Below are 15,876 nucleotides of genomic sequence, written 5' to 3'. Positions count from 1 at the left end.
AGTAATAACCATATTCCAAGCATCCCTATTGAAAATTGTCAAATCACCCTCATTATATCGATAACGAGATGACATGAATAAAGGAGATTTGACATGCGGTTTGATAAACTTACCACCAAATTTCAACAAGCAATAGCGGATGCGCAAAGCATTGCACTGGGTGCAGATAATCCTACAATAGAACCACAGCATGTGTTGTTGGCTTTGTTGAATCAAGAGGAGAGTAGCGCTACAGCTTTACTTGCACGTGCAGGCGTGCAGGTGAATGCATTAAAAACAGGCCTGACTAATGCTGTCGACCAGTTACCAAAAGCGACAGACAATAACGGTGAAATAGCCATTTCTCGTGATTTAAACAACTTGCTTAATGTGACCGACAAATTTGCCCAGCAACGTAATGACGCTTATATCGCGAGCGAAATGTTTTTACTGGCATTGGCCGAAGATAAGGGCGAAACAGGCAAACTACTTAAAAAACATGGATTAACAAAGAGTGCACTAGAGGCGGCTGTGATGGCTGTTCGGGGCAGTGATGGTGTTGATAGCCAGGAAGCTGAAGGACAGCGTGAAGCACTCAAAAAATATACGTTAGATTTAACCGAGCGCGCGCGTGCTGGCAAATTAGATCCAGTCATTGGCCGCGATGACGAAATTCGCCGCGCCATTCAAGTATTGCAGCGACGTACAAAAAACAATCCAGTACTCATTGGCGAGCCAGGCGTAGGCAAAACCGCCATTGTAGAAGGTTTGGCCCAGCGCATTGTGAATGGTGAAGTGCCTGACTCACTGAAGAATAAAAAGGTATTGTCATTGGATATGGCATCCCTATTAGCTGGGGCAAAATATCGCGGTGAGTTTGAAGAGCGTCTTAAATCTGTGCTTAAAGAGCTTGCGCAAGATGAAGGACAAACAATCGTGTTTATTGATGAAATTCATACGATGGTGGGTGCTGGTAAAGCTGAGGGTGCAATGGATGCCGGTAATATGCTTAAACCAGCTTTAGCACGAGGCGAATTACACTGCGTTGGCGCGACAACTTTAGACGAGTATCGAAAATATATTGAAAAAGATGCTGCACTTGAACGCCGCTTTCAAAAAGTATTGGTTGATGAGCCAACAGTAGAAGCAACGATTGCAATATTACGCGGATTGCAAGAAAAGTATGAATTACATCATGGGGTTGAGATTACCGACCCAGCCATTGTCGCTGCAGCTGAGTTATCACATCGTTATATTACCGATCGTTTTTTACCGGATAAAGCCATTGATTTGATTGATGAGGCCGCCAGCCGTATCAAAATGGAAATTGACTCTAAACCAGAGGTAATGGATAAATTAGAACGTCGATTAATTCAATTGAAAATTGAGCGCGAAGCTGTGCGTCGTGAAAAAGATGAAGGTAGCAAAAAGCGTTTTGAACTGATTGAAGAAGAAATTGCGAAATTAGAAAAAGAATATGCTGATTTAGAGGAAATTTGGAAAGCTGAGAAGGCGCAAGTGCAAGGCTCAGCACATATTAAAGAGGCGATTGAAAAAGTAAAATATGAGATGGAAGAGGCGACTCGTAGAGGCGATTGGCAGCAAGTGTCAGAGTTGCAATATGGGCAATTGCCACAACTAGAAACACAGCTAAAACAGGCAACGAGCTCAGAAACAGAACAAGTTAACGCTAAACCTAGAATGCTGCGCACAGAGGTGGGTGCCGATGAAATTGCTGAAGTTGTGAGTCGTGCAACGGGTATTCCTGTCAGTAAGATGATGACCGGTGAGCGTGATAAGCTGCTCACCATGGAGGCAAAGTTGCATGAACGTGTCGTTGGTCAAGACGAGGCTGTGCGCTTGGTTTCTGATGCTATTCGTCGCTCACGCTCTGGTTTAGGTGACCCCAGCAGACCATACGGTAGCTTTTTGTTTTTAGGGCCAACAGGCGTCGGTAAAACAGAGTTGTGTAAATCGCTAGCTAACTTTCTGTTTGATTCTGAGGATCATCTTATTCGTATCGATATGAGTGAATTTATGGAAAAACACTCAGTTGCTCGCATGATAGGCGCGCCCCCAGGTTATGTTGGTTACGAAGAAGGCGGCACCTTAACAGAAGCGGTACGACGTAAACCATATTCCGTTATCTTGCTAGACGAGGTAGAAAAAGCGCATCCAGATGTGTTTAACGTTTTATTACAGGTCTTAGATGATGGCCGCTTAACAGATGGTCAAGGGCGTACGGTCGATTTCAAAAACACAGTGATTATTATGACCAGTAATTTGGGTAGCCAAATGATACAAAGCATGGCAGATCAAGATTATCAAGTGGTGAAGCTGGCCGTGATGGTCGAAGTGAAAACGCACTTTAGACCTGAGTTTGTTAACCGTATTGATGAAGTGGTTGTATTCCATGCGTTAGGTGAGGACAATGTACGCGAAATTGCGAATATTCAGTTGCAGTATTTGGCAAAACGATTACATGCAATGGATATGCAATTAAATATGACGGATGCGGCAATAGCAGAAATTGCCAATGCAGGTTTTGACCCTATTTATGGGGCAAGGCCTTTAAAACGTGCGATACAAAGTGAAATTGAAAATCCATTGGCGCGTGAAATTTTGGCGGGTAATTTTGTCGCAAAAGATACGATTACCGTTGATAGTAAAGCAGGAAAAATGGTGTTTAACAAAACGTGATTAATTAGATAGTAAAATGATGGCAACGTGGCCGCTACCAATAATTTGTACATGTTTAATGATATGGGTCTGCCCTTCGGCGATAACGGCATCCGAGAAATCGACCGCTATGTGAGTGTTTTGGCTATACATAAGTGCTGGCTAAACATTAGTATTGGTAAATGCGGTTCATCGATGCTGTTGCTGATGGGCATCATATAGACCAACAATTGATGTGAACGATTATTGCGCCATTGTCAAACTTTTGCCTTGCGACGCTGTCAAACAAAAACTGAATGCGCTGAATGTCGTGAAGGCAATGTACAGCAGAGCCATTGAATGTTAAACATGCTGATAACGCGAGGCAAAAGATTAACAACGGGATATCTTTTTTGCGTTGGTTCATGTTCTATTGTAGAGGAGAGGTCATGCTGATTGTTGCTACTGATGTAGTAACAAAAGGGGTTCATAAACATCATGACATTGCTTTATATGAACAAACTTAACCTTATTTAAAAAGGTATGAAGTGTATATCAGCGAAAACGGCATGGTTATAACAACAGTCTTACCAAGCAGCCCATGTAATTGAAAAGTCGAGGTGGCAATGAAAGTTTATCTATTATGCATACTCTGCGCGATGTTATTACTAACTGGTTGTGCAACAACCAGTAGCTTAGAACAATCTCAAATCAAACGAATTACCCCTGAAGAGTTACAAAAGTTGATTCCTGAGCCAGTTGCTTCATACACATTAGAGCAGCTTGTTGCGGATGCTAAGCAAGCAAAGACGCCAGTTGAAATTATTGACAAGATTAAAGCAAGTGATTCACGCTATGATTTAAGCGCTGGTAAAATTCTAGAACTGCATCAAGAAGGCGTAGATAAAGAGGTGCTTAACTATATGCAACAGAGCAACGAATTAGCAAAGCAGAATTATATTGCGGATGAAATTAACAAGGCAGAAAAAGAAAAAACTGAAGCGATAATCATGTTAAATGCAGAGCGACGGATGCAGATGCGACAATTTTACAGTCCATTTTGGCATCCATATTTTGGACCATATGGATATTCTTTTAGACACTGGCCAGGCTCACGATTTGGCTGGGGCATGGGCTATGGTTGGTAATTACACGAATATAAAGAAGCATTATTAAGTATGCGGCAATGCACAGAAATAATAGAAGTGAGAGCCCAAGGCCGTAAGCTATATGACATCACGCCGCAAGTGATCAACTGGGTGAATCAGCAGCAGTTTGTCACCGGGTTATTAACGCTCTATATACAGCATACTTCTGCCAGTTTATTGATTAATGAAAATTATGATCATGATGTATTGGTTGATATGGAGGCTTTTTTTAATCGTCTTGTACCTGACGGTGATACATTGTTTGTGCATACAGTTGAGGGGCCTGATGATATGCCAGCCCATGTGCGAACAGCACTCACCCAAACAAGCCTTTCAATCCCGCTTGTTGATCATCAGTTAGCACTGGGACAATGGCAAGGCTTATTTTTATTTGAGCATAGACATATGCCAGCAACGCGTCGGATTATGATGCATTTAATCGGCGAATAAGCAAGAAGCGCAGCTAAGAGCGGCGACTAATTAAGCGAACAAAAGCAGATTTTTTAGTCTTATTTGGCAGAAAATACAATAGATGGTGCAATCATTGTGGTAGATATTTGCCATTTTGGATGCCTTAAAAAATGTTGTCGTGTTATTGGGGCATGCGCTGATGCAGTTATCTTGGTTTTTGCATGGTATAAACTGCCTTAGTGATTGGTGGTCACCTCGATTCGGTTGCCGTAAAAGTCGAGATGAAAACAAGCTGATATGAAGGATGTATGCATTGCTGCAAATTTCCAACAAATAACACAGCCTATTGTACGGAATTTGTACAATTGTTTTATATGACATTGTCAATTGACTTTAGTTTTGGTATTGTCATGTTGGAAGTCTGCAGTTTTTTTTAAAAAATTGATTGGGAGAACACGAATGAAAGTAACATATAAATTATTAGTTCCTGCTTTATTGGCAGGTTTCTTATTGGCAGCCTGTGCAGAAAAAGAAGCGGAAGCGCCTGTAGACGAAATGGCAACTGAAGAAATGGCAACTGAATCGGCTGCAACTGAAGAATCAGCTGAAGCGCCTGCTTCTAACGAGCCAGGTGGTTATGTGCCAACAGATGATGAGCGTATTCCTGGTGAAACTAGAGAATAAAAAGCAAGAATAATTGTTACTAAAAACGCACCTTCTGGTGCGTTTTTTTCTGCCATAAGTATAGTCTATGCTAGCGCAAAGAGCTCCAAACCAACGGGTCAAAAGGCACACTTTTTTTACGTAACTCGTAATATAAACCATAACTTTTATTGCCGCCGGTATTACCAACCGCAGCTATGGTGTCGCCACCTTCTATATCCTCTCCTACCGCTTTTAATATGGTTTGATTATTGCCATATAAGCTCATATAGCCACTGCCATGGTCAACAATAATTAAGTTGCCAAAGCCGCGCATCCATTCAGCAAATACTACCCGGCCGCTTGCAACAGATTTGACTGGCGCACCTTCCTCAGCACGAATAAATAAGCCCTTCCATGATAGTCCGCCGTCTTGCCTTTCTCGACCAAAGCGGTTGGTTACTTCACCTTTTACCGGCAGTTTTAGCTTTCCTTTTAGTAGGGAGAAGCTTTTGCCAGCATATCGATTGTCAGGGACTGCCTGATTGGTTGCTACAACATTGGTTTTTTCTTCTTGCTTTGGACGCGCTACTTTTGGACGTGCTGTCAATTTGGCAACAAGTTGAGTGAGCCGCTTTTCATCACGTTTTAGCTTGCTCATTTCTCCTTGTTGCGCACTAATCTCTTTTGACAGTTTTTTTAATACCAATGCTTTTTCAGTTTTCTGATTTTCTAGAGTCTCTCGCGTCTTCTCCTGCTGCGCTTTTAGCTGAGCTATTTCTTGCAAGGCATCTGTGGCTTCTTTATCCAGTTGCTTAACCTTATCCAAGCTGCTTTGCATATCATGAATCAGCTTGGTATGCGCTTTAGTAATATATGATTGATATTTGAGATTGCGCGAGATTGTACTTGGATTTTTACTCTGTAAAATCAACTGAGAGTAACTTTGATTGCCAATAGTATAGCGTTGGTAAAGTAATTTGCTTAATTGCTTTTGTTGTTGTGCCAGTTTTTCACTGATGCTAAGCGATTGCTTTTTGAGTTCGTTCAGCTTATTTTCATTCAGATGTTGTTGTTTTCTGATGTTATATAAGGATTTGTTGGCAAGGCTTATCGCAGTTTCGGATTTTTTTAATGCATCCCTAACGTCATATTGTTCTTTTTTTGTTTTGTTGAGTTTTTGTTTAATTGAATTAATTTTTTCTTGAATGCCGCTAATATCTTTTTTTGCAGCATCTACGTTGTCGGCTGCAAAGCCAGAGTTAGCATGAGCCACAAAGATAAGTATGCCGAGCCAGGCTATTCTGGAGCCAAAAAGTCGTTGGTGTAGTAGACAAGCCTGAGCCATTAAGTAAGAGCGGTAAAGGAAATTAAATTTTTGCCTGTCATTTCTACTGGTTGTGTAACGCCCATGATAGTAAGTAGTGTGGGTGCTAGATCAGACAAAGCACCATCTTGCGACAATCTAGCCGATCGGCCTACATAAATCATCGGTACTAAGTTAGTAGTATGTTGCGTATGTGGCTGATTATTTTGATAGTCACGCATCAGCTCTGCATTGCCGTGATCCGCCGTAATAACGACTTCTCCACCAATGGCTTGCATCGCTTCAACCACGCGACCGATGCAGCTATCCAGGGCCTCAACGGCTTTAATAGCAGCCTCCAAACTACCTGTATGGCCAACCATATCGCAATTGGCATAATTACAAACAATGGCATCATATTTTCGCGCTTGAATTGCTGCTATCAGCTTGTCCGTCATTTCATAAGCGCTCATCTCTGGTTGCAAGTCATAGGTAGCTACTTTGGGAGAAGGGACTAAGATTCTATCTTCACCATTAAATATCGCTTCTTCACCACCATTAAAAAAGAAAGTGACATGTGGGTATTTTTCCGTTTCAGCAATGCGCAGTTGGGTTAATCCCAAGTTTTGCAAGTGTTCGCCAAATGTGTTTTTAACGGTGAAGGGTGCAAAAATTGGCGTTGCTTTTTTCTGATTTTGATCGTGCTGGGTCAATGTAAAGAAATGCGATAGCTGAGGTACGCGTTTGCGCGTAAAGCCATCAAATCGTGTGTTAAGGATTGCATCTGTTATTTCTCTGGCACGGTCGCCACGGAAATTCATAAAAATGACACTGTCGCCATCTGCTAACTTAATTGGCTTTTCTCCGAGTTGCTGGATAACAGTACATTGGACAAACTCATCCGTTTCTTTTCGGGCATAGGCATTTTCTAATGCTTGCGTTGCACTGGTTGCAGACAATGACGCTTCTCCTTCCACTATCATATTAAAAGCGGGTTCAATACGTTCCCAGCGTTTATCTCTATCCATTGCATAAAACCGACCGCAAACACTCGCAATTTGGCCAACACCCAGTGAAGTTATTCTTGCTTCCAGTGCTTCAATATAGGCTTTTGCGCTCACAGGAGGGGTGTCGCGACCATCTAAGAATAAGTGAACATAAACCTGCTTGAGCCCTTGTTTGGCCGCCATTTCTAATATGGCATAAATATGTTCTTGATGACTATGCACGCCGCCATCAGAAAGTAAGCCAAAGATATGAAGCGCTTTGTTTTTTTCTTTTAATGATGACATTGCTTCAATTAAAGCAGGTATTGCAAAAAAATCACCCGTTTTAATACTATTATTAATCCTTTCAAAGTCTTGAAAAACAACCCGCCCTGCACCAATATTTAAATGCCCCACTTCAGAATTGCCCATTTGCCCATCTGGTAGGCCAACATAATGTTCAGAAGCATTAATCAAGGTATTGGGATAATCGCGCTTAAGCCTATCTAAATTGGGCGTGTTAGCGAGTGATATGGCATTATCTTGGCTTTCTTCTCGATAACCAAAGCCATCCAAAATAAGTAAAATTACGGGTGTGGTAGACATATTTAATATTTCACATGAAGCATAGAAGTTGTTACATTATAATCATTGCTTATGTAAAAAAAAGACAATCGTCAAGAAACTTCTTTGTAAGGCTTTTAATATCCTTTGCATTATGAAGGCTTAGGGCGCAGATAACAGTTTAACTTTAAACAGAAAGTGTAAAGAAATACAGTGGAATTTATTATTGATAATGCAATTTATGTTGTTCTTGCATGCGCGTCTGGGTTAGCGCTTATATGGCCTTTACTGGCTGGATCAAATGCTGGTGTGTCTGCTATTTCACCATCGGAAGCTGTACTCCTGATGAATCGAGCAAGACTTTTTATTTTAGATGTGAGGGATGAAACTGAGTTTGCGGAAGGTCACATTCAAGGCGCAAAGCACATGCCTCTGGCAAAATTAGAGGAGCGTATTCAGGAGCTTGCCAAACAAAAGACTAAGGCTGTGCTAGTCGTCTGTCAGCGCGGTGTGCGTTCGAATGCTGCGTGCAAAATATTGACAGCTAATCAATTTACACAAGTCTATAGTTTGCAAGGTGGCTTAGATAAATGGATAGAGGCAAAAATGCCTTTGGTAAAGGATGAATAATGGCAAATATAGTGATGTATACAACTGCCTATTGCCCTTATTGCGTTAATGCGGAGCGGTTGTTGGCAAGTAAAGGCGTGACAGAAATTAATAAGATACGCATTGATGAGGACCCAGATTTACGCATGCAAATGATGGAAAAAACGGGTCGTCGCACAGTGCCGCAAATTTATATTAATGCACAGCATGTCGGTGGATTTGATGATTTGCGTGCCCTAGATTTAGCCGGTGAACTAGAGCCTTTATTGGCTAAAGAAGCTGAGTAAAATAATGCAGCGCAAATTAAGCAATATTGCGCTTGCGCAATATTTAGGTGATTAAAGCGCTATAAAAAGTTAAAATAATGTGTTAGCAACGCAACAAGCTTTAATCAATGAACAAACAATAGGAAATTTAAATGGCAAAAGATAACCAAGCAACAGAAAATAAGACTGAGCAAGAAACCGCAGAAGCTGGTCAAAATACACAACCAGGCTTTGCAATTGAAAAGTTATATGTAAAAGACGCTTCCATTGAAGTGCCTAACGCACCGCAAATTTTCACTAATAGAACAGCGCCGCAAGTGAATGTTGAACTTGGTAATAGCGCCACCCGATTAGAGGATGGTATTTTTGAAGTAGCAATTAAAGTAACAGTAACAGCCAAAGTAGAAGAGACGACAGCCTTTTTGGTCGAGGCGACACAAGCAGGTGTTTTTGCAATTCGTGGCATACCTGATGAGAATTTAGAGGTGGTATTGGCTATTACTTGTCCAAATATCTTGTTCCCTTATGCAAGAGAAGCAGTGTCTGATATGGTAACCAGAGCAGGCTTTATGCCAGTGCTATTAAACCCAATCAATTTCGAAGCATTATATGCGCAACAAAAAATGGAACAAAACGCATCTCAAACACCAAGTTAACAGATAGAAGGCTGAATTCATGAAATCATTATTTTCTAAATTCAACATGCTTTCATTAAAGATAAACCCAAGCCTATTGTTGCTGAGCTTGGGTTTTTCTTTTTGTTTGTCTGTACCCGTGCAAGCGGCAGATTTTAGGTCAATTTCTCCCGTAAAAGCAATTGGTTATGATGCGCCCTCGGTGGAAGCGAGTAAAATTTATATTATGGGGCAAGGTTATCCAGTAGAAGTGATTGTTAATCTTGGCGCATGGGTCAAAGTGCGCGATCAACGTGGTGGATTGACCTGGGTAGAGGCAAAAGATTTGGATGTGAAGCGCACCGTACTGGTGGTAAGTGATGCTGAAATTAAAGAAACAGAAAGCCCTGATGCTAAACTGCTTGCAATGGTAGAAAAACAAGTGATACTTGAATTGGCGTCCCCAGAAGTGAGCAAGAGTTGGGTTAAAGTAAAGCATCGCGATGGTATCGTTGGGTATATCCAACGCAGTGCTATTTGGGGGTTTTAGTGAAAAAAATAGCCGTTTTAGGCGCAGGTGCATGGGGTACAGCGCTAGCCATTCACATTAGTCATCAGCACAAAGTCAGTTTATGGGGTCGCAATGCCGGACATGTATCTGGCATGCGTAAGGCACGTGCAAATCCACTATATCTAGGCGATTTTGCCTTCAATGAGCATTTGGATGTTGAAGATAATCTAGCGCAAGCGATTCAATACGCGGATTTGATTGTATCGGTGGTGCCAACGGCAGGTTTCCGTGCTTTGTTAAAAGATCTCAAAGCGTTGGGATCTCAACAACCTTTGATATGGGCGCATAAGGGCTTAGAGCCTGTTTCTGCATTATTGCCACACGAAGTGGCCCTCGATGAGCTTGGTATGCGTCAACATTGGGGCGTGTTGTCTGGCCCTAGTTTTGCAGCAGAATTGGTGCGAGGGTTGCCAACAGCAGTGACATTGGCAGCTAATGATTCTGTTTTTGCATTAGAAGCTTCTAAATTATTGCACGGTGGCAGTTTGCGCGTTTATAACAGTGCCGATGTCATTGGTGTTTCAGTGGGTGGGGCGGTTAAAAATGTGATGGCGATTGCAGCTGGTATTTCTGATGGTATGGGGTTTGGAAATAACGCCCGTGCTGCAATGATAACAAGGGGTTTGGCAGAAATTACCCGTTTTGGAGTTGCCTTAGGCGCAAAATCTGAAACTTTTATGGGATTAGCTGGCGTTGGTGATCTGATATTAACTTGTACTGGACAATACTCCCGTAATAGAGAAGTTGGTTTACAGTTAGCTTCAGGTAAATCCTTAGAAGAGGTGTTGAGTGGGTTGGGGCATGTTGCTGAAGGCGTAAGTACTGCTCGTGAAGTGATGCGACGTGCTGAGAAAATTGGTGTTGATATGCCAATTACTGATGAAGTAAATCAAGCCTTATCGGCAGGCAAGTCTGCAAAAGCAGCGGTGATGGATTTATTGGGTCGTGAACAAAAATCTGAGGCTATCTAAGGCGTTATAAGCCGCCTTCAAAACCAATTTGGCGCCATGCTTCGTATAGTAATATGGCTACAGAGTTTGATAAATTTAAACTTCTGCTTTCTGCTAGCATTGGCAATCTGACTCGACGCTCTGGCGGGAATGTATTGCGAATTTCATCGGGCAAGCCTCGCGTTTCTGGGCCAAATACAAAAACATCGTCCGCTTCAAATGCAATGTCACTATGTCGCGTGCTGCCTTTGGTTGTGATAGCAAATAACCTTTTTCCGGCTAATGCTGCTTTGCAGGCAATCCAGTTTTCATGCACTTTCAGTGTAGAAAACTCATGATAATCAAGTCCGGCACGCTTTAATTGTTTGTCTTCTAAGGTAAATCCTAACGGTTTAACCAGATGCAAGTGCGCACCAGTATTGGCACATAAACGAATAATATTACCCGTATTAGGAGGAATTTCTGGCTCAAATAAGACGATGTGAAACATAGACCATTATTTTACCGTATGAATGCTTGGTATGGTATGTATTAAGTGGCTCTAGCCAATACATAACAGCTCACTTTGCGAGCACCTGCTTTTTTCAATATTTTGGCAAGCTCATTAAGGCTACTTCCAGTAGTCATCACGTCATCAATGATGGCAACATGTTGGCCAGCAAACGATTGGCTACATGTAAAAGCATCTTTCATATTATTTAAACGGTGCTTAAATGGCAGGCTTGCTTGTGGCGGTATGTTTTTAATTCTTTTGCAACTAACGCTATCTAATGCAATATGGTGTTGTCTGGCGATTATTTTGGCCAATTCTAAAGATTGATTGAAGCCACGTGCTTTCATTCTATTGGGATGTAAAGGCATGGCAATCATGACATCTATCTCGCGCATCTCTACTTTTTTTGCGAATAACGAAGCCAATGTTTGGCAAAGATATAAAGCATTGTTGTATTTGTAGTGTTGCAACAATGCGTCAACAGGATAACTATAGTGCAGGAAGGCATTAGTGACATCAAAGTGCGGCGGCTGTTTAAGGCATTTGCCGCAAATGTCACCTTGTGTGCTTAGGCCACATTGCGGGCAGCTAGGATTTGGCGCAAGCGGTAAATCTTGGATGCAGGCTTCACACAAGCTTAATTCGCTATTGGTTGATGTGTTACACAAGGTGCATTTTTGCTTGAATACATAGGAGATTATGCGAGCAAAATTTGACAGTTGATTATATTTTAACCAGTTGTTCATATTGTTTTTATTATTGCTTTACAGTTATTAATTTATTGATTAGTATGACAAAAATTTATTTAAAAGGCGTTCCTTATGCTTAAAGAAACAGCAATTCAAACTGCAGAAACCATTATAAACATGGATGCATTAAATTCGAATAAATCATCAATCGAAAAAGCAGATGCAAAGAAGAAAGTGCAGAGAAATACAATACAGCGCTGGGCTGTTGACGATATTGTCGCTTTGTATGAGATGCCATTTAATGACTTAATGTTTAGGGCGCAAAGTGTTCATCGCGAACATCATGATGCCAATGGCGTGCAAGTGAGTACATTGCTATCCATTAAAACGGGGGGATGTAGTGAAGATTGTGGCTATTGTCCTCAAGCAGCGCGCTATCACACAGAGGTGCAGAATGAGCCAATGTTGCCAATTGAAGAAGTATTAAAAGCCGCACAAGCGGCAAAAGATAGTGGTGCAAGTCGTTTCTGTATGGGGGCGGCATGGCGTAGTCCTAAGCAAAAAGATTTAGAACCCGTGTTAAAAATGATTGCTGAAGTAAAAGCCATGGGTTTAGAAACTTGTGCAACATTGGGAATGTTAAAAGAGGGTATGGCAACCCAGCTGAAAGAGGCTGGCTTAGATTACTACAATCATAACCTTGATACTGCACCAGAGTATTATGGTGACGTGATTAGCACGCGCACTTATGAAGACCGTTTAGACACTTTGGATAGTGTGCGCGAAGCGGATATTAATGTGTGTAGCGGCGGTATTATTGGCATGGGCGAAACACGTCAACAGCGTGCAGGTTTATTGGCACAATTTGCCAATATGGAACGCCCGCCAGAAAGTGTACCCATTAATTTGCTAACACAAGTTGAAGGTACGCCTTTGCATGGTACAGAAGCATTAGATCCATTTGAATTTGTGCGCACCATTGCCGCTGCGCGTATTGTAATGCCTAAGAGCTTTGTCCGTTTATCGGCAGGCCGTCAAAGCATGCACGAAGGTATACAAGCACTATGTTTCATGGCAGGCGCTAATAGTATTTTTTATGGTGACAAGCTGCTCACAACAGGTAATCCAGAAGCAGAAACGGATCAGAAGTTATTCCAAAAGTTGGGCATACACCCTATCTAAGATGCTAGCCGATTTACAAAAAGCGTTGGATCAGCGCGCAACCGATGGATTGTTGCGTCAGCGTCGCTTATTAGATTCGCCACAAGCGGAATATATCGCGACTAACAATCAACGGTATTTATCATTTTGTAGCAACGATTATCTCGGATTGGCTAATCACCCGCTATTGATTAAAACCATGCAAGAAGCGACTGGACATGCGGGTGTTGGCAGTGGTGCATCGAATCTCATTACTGGACATCATCGCTATCATGATGATCTGGAAAAGCAATTAGCGCAATTTGTTAATATGCCAGCCGCGTTGGTTTTTTCGACTGGATATATGGCCAATATCGGCGTGCTGGGCGCACTTGCTGGTCGTGAAGATGCGATTTTTGCAGATAAGTTAAACCATGCATGTTTAAACGATGGCAGTTATTATTCTTTAGCAGAGTTTCATCGGTTTGCACACAATGATGTCGTTGCCTTGGAAAAATTGCTAAAAGCCAGTCAAGCTAAACGGAAGATAATTGCAGTAGATGCTGTATTTAGTATGGACGGCGATCTTGCACCACTAACGCAGTATTTGGCGCTATGCGAACAATATGACGCCTATTTATATGTTGATGATGCTCACGGTTTTGGTGTGCTAGGCGAACACGGTCAAGGTTCACTTAATCATCTACAACTCAAATCACCACGTATCATCATGATGGCAACATTGGGTAAGGCTGCTGGGGTGGCGGGTGCTTTTGTGGCAGGCGAACAAGTGGTGATTGACTATTTAATTCAAACGGCAAAAAGTTATGTATATAGCACGCCAGCACCACCAGCATTATCGGCAACCTTATCAGCATCTGTTAGATTAATTGAGCAGGGCGATGATTTAAGATCACAATTGCGCCGTTTAATCACAACGTTAAAAACACATCTAGCATTGAATAAATGGCAATTAATGCCATCAGAAACAGCTGTTCAACCATTATTAGTTGGCAGTAACCATGATGCGCTTGCGCTAAGTGAATACTTGCAAACAAAAGGCATTCTGGTGCCAGCCATCCGACCCCCAACGGTGCCAAAAAACACAGCGAGATTACGTATTTCGTTGTCTGCAGGCCACAGTGAAGCAAATATTATACAATTAGCACAAGCGATTAATGAAGCAGAGAGAGAATTGGCATGACATGTCATGTTGAAGTGATAGGGAAAGGCCATCCACTGGTATTAATTCATGGCTGGGGCATGCACGGCGGGATATGGCAATCATTAGTCAAGCGCTTGTCAAAAAACTATATGCTCTATATTGTCGATCTGCCAGGTATGGGAGAAAGTCCGTCTGTTGAGCCCTATCATTTATATCGTTTAGCCGAAGAAATTGCGGAGGTTATTCCTGGTGTTTCTGATATTTTGGGTTGGTCGCTTGGTGGTTTAGTTGCGCAAAACATTGCAACCACACAGCCAGACCGCGTAAAAAGATTAGTATTAGTTGGCTCGACACCCTGTTTTATAGAAAAAAACGATTGGCAAGCAGCTATTCGTCGTGATTACTTTATGACGTTTTCGCAGAACTTAGAATCCGACTATCAACGCACCATGATTAAATTTTTGACCTTGCAATGCATGCGCGCAAAAGATGCCAGAGACACAATTAAACAGCTCAGATTAAGCTTTGAATCAAAGCCTTCTCCATCACAAAAAATATTAAGAGAAGGGTTACATATTTTGCTAGAAAGTGACTTGCGTGAAGAAAGCATCAAAATCCGCAAACCCACATTATTTATTCATGGCGATCGTGATACCTTAGTGCCAGTGCAAGCGGCGCATTGGATGATGCAACATTTGCCCAAAGGTGCATTACGCGTTATTTCGGGTGCAGCACATGCGCCATTTTTATCTCACAGCGAACAGTTTATCCAAGCACTAGACCAATTTTTAACCCCACACGGTAACGCTTAATGGATCAGTATTTTATTGATAAAAAACGCGTTCGTGCGTCCTTCGACCGCGCTGCTAATACCTATGATGCCGCCGCTGTATTGCAAAAACTGGTGCGCGAAGAAATGTTCAGTCGTTTAGATTTAATTAAAGTAAAACCCAGCAATATTCTAGATGCAGGTTGTGGCACGGGATATGGCAGTTTTACTTTACAAAAACGCTTTAAAACTGCGCAGGTATTTTCTTTGGATTTGGCTTTTGCTATGTTGCAAAAAACCCACGCACAACAATCCTTCATTAATAAACTGTTACGCCCTAAACGTCTAATCTGTGCAGATATTGAAAACTTACCAATTACAGATAACAGTATGGACATGGTCTGGTCAAACTTAGCATTGCAGTGGTGTAACGATTTAGACAAAAGCTTCATTGAAATAAGTCGTTTATTAAAGCCAGATAGTCTGTTTATATTTAGCACCTTTGGCCCCGATACACTCAAAGAACTTCGTGCCGCAACCAGTAACGGCGAAACCCATGTCAGCCGTTTTATTGATATGCACGACATTGGCGACGCCTTAACGCGCAATGGCTTTAATGCGCCAGTATTGGACGTAGAGCGCTATACGCTTACTTATGATGATGTGCGTAGCGTGATGGTCGATTTGAAATCTATCGGCGCAAATAATGCAACACAGGGCAGAGGCCGTGGTTTGGCAGGTAAAGGCTTTCTAAAAACGCTAGCAGCGCAATACGAACAATTTCGTATAGACGGCAAATTACCTGCGACGTTTGAAGTGATTTATGGCCATGCTTGGACGCCAAAAACACCACAATATTCTAGTCAAGATTTAGGTGATGGCGTTTCACCGATTAGCTTTAGACCAAGAAAGTAAT

At 41.9% G+C, this 15,876-nt stretch carries 17 protein-coding genes; 13 read left to right on the top strand and 4 right to left on the bottom strand.

The annotated features are described in order from the left end of the window. The first annotated feature begins 93 nt into the window (after positions 1–93). The 4 genes from clpB to KFB94_02585 all read left to right on the top strand — a co-directional run bounded on the left by clpB (position 94) and on the right by KFB94_02585 (position 4,880). The gene (gene clpB, locus KFB94_02600; protein QVL46018.1) at positions 94–2,679 is read left to right on the top strand and encodes an ATP-dependent chaperone ClpB; all 2,586 of its coding nucleotides are present in this window, start codon (positions 94–96) and stop codon (positions 2,677–2,679) included. Between the two features lie 584 nt (positions 2,680–3,263). Then, positions 3,264–3,785 (top strand): hypothetical protein, encoded by a 522-nt coding sequence (locus tag KFB94_02595; GenBank protein QVL46017.1) that lies wholly within the window; start codon positions 3,264–3,266, stop codon positions 3,783–3,785. 30 nt (positions 3,786–3,815) lie between these two features. Beyond that, positions 3,816–4,235 carry a secondary thiamine-phosphate synthase enzyme YjbQ gene (locus KFB94_02590; protein ID QVL46016.1) on the top strand — a complete coding sequence of 140 codons (420 nt, stop codon included), beginning with the start codon at positions 3,816–3,818 and terminating at the stop codon, positions 4,233–4,235. Between the two features lie 420 nt (positions 4,236–4,655). Beyond that, positions 4,656–4,880 (top strand): hypothetical protein, encoded by a 225-nt coding sequence (locus KFB94_02585; GenBank protein QVL46015.1) that lies wholly within the window; start codon positions 4,656–4,658, stop codon positions 4,878–4,880. A 70-nt stretch (positions 4,881–4,950) separates the two neighbouring features. Here the strand turns inward: KFB94_02585 and KFB94_02580 are convergent, their stop codons facing one another. Continuing rightward, a complete protein-coding gene (locus KFB94_02580) occupies positions 4,951–6,186 on the bottom strand; it encodes a peptidoglycan DD-metalloendopeptidase family protein (protein ID QVL46014.1) in 1,236 nt (411 codons plus the stop codon). Further along, positions 6,186–7,736 (bottom strand): 2,3-bisphosphoglycerate-independent phosphoglycerate mutase, encoded by a 1,551-nt coding sequence (gene gpmI, locus KFB94_02575; GenBank protein ID QVL46013.1) that lies wholly within the window; start codon positions 7,734–7,736, stop codon positions 6,186–6,188. Before gpmI ends, KFB94_02580 begins: the two co-directional genes overlap by 1 nt. 171 nt (positions 7,737–7,907) lie before the next feature. Here gpmI and KFB94_02570 point away from each other — a divergent pair, with 171 nt between their 5' ends. From KFB94_02570 to KFB94_02550, 5 genes are all read left to right on the top strand, one after another. Next, positions 7,908–8,324, top strand: coding sequence for a rhodanese-like domain-containing protein (locus KFB94_02570; protein ID QVL46012.1), 417 nt, complete (start codon positions 7,908–7,910; stop codon positions 8,322–8,324). Next, positions 8,324–8,590, top strand: a complete 267-nt coding sequence (gene grxC / locus KFB94_02565; protein ID QVL46011.1) for a glutaredoxin 3 — start codon at positions 8,324–8,326, stop codon at positions 8,588–8,590. Before KFB94_02570 ends, grxC begins: the two co-directional genes overlap by 1 nt. 131 nt (positions 8,591–8,721) lie before the next feature. Continuing rightward, on the top strand, positions 8,722–9,225 hold the full coding sequence (gene secB / locus KFB94_02560) for a protein-export chaperone SecB (GenBank protein QVL46010.1): 504 nt from the start codon (positions 8,722–8,724) through the stop codon (positions 9,223–9,225). 19 nt (positions 9,226–9,244) lie between these two features. After that, positions 9,245–9,733: a hypothetical protein gene (locus KFB94_02555; protein QVL46009.1), complete on the top strand. Its 489-nt coding sequence runs from the start codon at positions 9,245–9,247 to the stop codon at positions 9,731–9,733. Further along, positions 9,733–10,725, top strand: coding sequence for an NAD(P)-dependent glycerol-3-phosphate dehydrogenase (locus KFB94_02550; protein QVL46008.1), 993 nt, complete (start codon positions 9,733–9,735; stop codon positions 10,723–10,725). Before KFB94_02555 ends, KFB94_02550 begins: the two co-directional genes overlap by 1 nt. 4 nt (positions 10,726–10,729) lie before the next feature. Here KFB94_02550 and trmL read toward each other — a convergent pair whose 3' ends face one another. Together trmL and KFB94_02540 are read right to left on the bottom strand one after the other, a co-directional pair. After that, positions 10,730–11,194: a tRNA (uridine(34)/cytosine(34)/5-carboxymethylaminomethyluridine(34)-2'-O)-methyltransferase TrmL gene (gene trmL / locus KFB94_02545; GenBank protein QVL46007.1), complete on the bottom strand. Its 465-nt coding sequence runs from the start codon at positions 11,192–11,194 to the stop codon at positions 10,730–10,732. A gap of 41 nt (positions 11,195–11,235) precedes the next feature. After that, complete coding sequence (locus KFB94_02540; GenBank protein ID QVL46006.1) at positions 11,236–11,943, bottom strand: ComF family protein; 708 nt, start codon at positions 11,941–11,943, stop codon at positions 11,236–11,238. Between the two features lie 75 nt (positions 11,944–12,018). Here KFB94_02540 and bioB point away from each other — a divergent pair, with 75 nt between their 5' ends. From bioB to bioC, 4 genes are read left to right on the top strand one after another with little or no spacing between them, the layout of a single operon-like run. Next, positions 12,019–13,068, top strand: coding sequence for a biotin synthase BioB (bioB, locus tag KFB94_02535; protein ID QVL46005.1), 1,050 nt, complete (start codon positions 12,019–12,021; stop codon positions 13,066–13,068). A 1-nt stretch (position 13,069) separates the two neighbouring features. After that, entirely contained in the window at positions 13,070–14,230 is a 1,161-nt protein-coding gene (gene bioF / locus KFB94_02530; GenBank protein QVL46004.1) for an 8-amino-7-oxononanoate synthase, read from the top strand. Beyond that, positions 14,227–15,003, top strand: coding sequence for a pimeloyl-ACP methyl ester esterase BioH (gene bioH / locus KFB94_02525; protein ID QVL46003.1), 777 nt, complete (start codon positions 14,227–14,229; stop codon positions 15,001–15,003). Before bioF ends, bioH begins: the two co-directional genes overlap by 4 nt. Continuing rightward, entirely contained in the window at positions 15,003–15,875 is an 873-nt protein-coding gene (bioC, locus tag KFB94_02520; protein ID QVL46002.1) for a malonyl-ACP O-methyltransferase BioC, read from the top strand. The genes bioH and bioC overlap by 1 nt, the downstream gene beginning before the upstream one ends. Position 15,876 lies beyond the last annotated feature (1 nt).

The organism is Methylophilaceae bacterium (genome assembly GCA_018398995.1).
Lineage (GTDB): Bacteria > Pseudomonadota > Gammaproteobacteria > Burkholderiales > Methylophilaceae.
Note: the sequence above shows the minus strand (reverse complement) of the source record. Positions and strands in the feature narration are given on the sequence as shown.

Coding starts and splice junctions, on each gene's coding strand:
- clpB (QVL46018.1), top strand. CDS start 94: ATGCGGTTTGATAAACTTACCACCAAATTTCAACAAGCAATAGCGGAT.
- KFB94_02595 (QVL46017.1), top strand. CDS start 3,264: ATGAAAGTTTATCTATTATGCATACTCTGCGCGATGTTATTACTAACT.
- KFB94_02590 (QVL46016.1), top strand. CDS start 3,816: ATGCGGCAATGCACAGAAATAATAGAAGTGAGAGCCCAAGGCCGTAAG.
- KFB94_02585 (QVL46015.1), top strand. CDS start 4,656: ATGAAAGTAACATATAAATTATTAGTTCCTGCTTTATTGGCAGGTTTC.
- KFB94_02580 (QVL46014.1), bottom strand. CDS start 6,186: ATGGCTCAGGCTTGTCTACTACACCAACGACTTTTTGGCTCCAGAATA.
- gpmI (QVL46013.1), bottom strand. CDS start 7,736: ATGTCTACCACACCCGTAATTTTACTTATTTTGGATGGCTTTGGTTAT.
- grxC (QVL46011.1), top strand. CDS start 8,324: ATGGCAAATATAGTGATGTATACAACTGCCTATTGCCCTTATTGCGTT.
- secB (QVL46010.1), top strand. CDS start 8,722: ATGGCAAAAGATAACCAAGCAACAGAAAATAAGACTGAGCAAGAAACC.
- KFB94_02555 (QVL46009.1), top strand. CDS start 9,245: ATGAAATCATTATTTTCTAAATTCAACATGCTTTCATTAAAGATAAAC.
- trmL (QVL46007.1), bottom strand. CDS start 11,194: ATGTTTCACATCGTCTTATTTGAGCCAGAAATTCCTCCTAATACGGGT.
- KFB94_02540 (QVL46006.1), bottom strand. CDS start 11,943: ATGAACAACTGGTTAAAATATAATCAACTGTCAAATTTTGCTCGCATA.
- bioB (QVL46005.1), top strand. CDS start 12,019: ATGCTTAAAGAAACAGCAATTCAAACTGCAGAAACCATTATAAACATG.
- bioF (QVL46004.1), top strand. CDS start 13,070: ATGCTAGCCGATTTACAAAAAGCGTTGGATCAGCGCGCAACCGATGGA.
- bioH (QVL46003.1), top strand. CDS start 14,227: ATGACATGTCATGTTGAAGTGATAGGGAAAGGCCATCCACTGGTATTA.
- bioC (QVL46002.1), top strand. CDS start 15,003: ATGGATCAGTATTTTATTGATAAAAAACGCGTTCGTGCGTCCTTCGAC.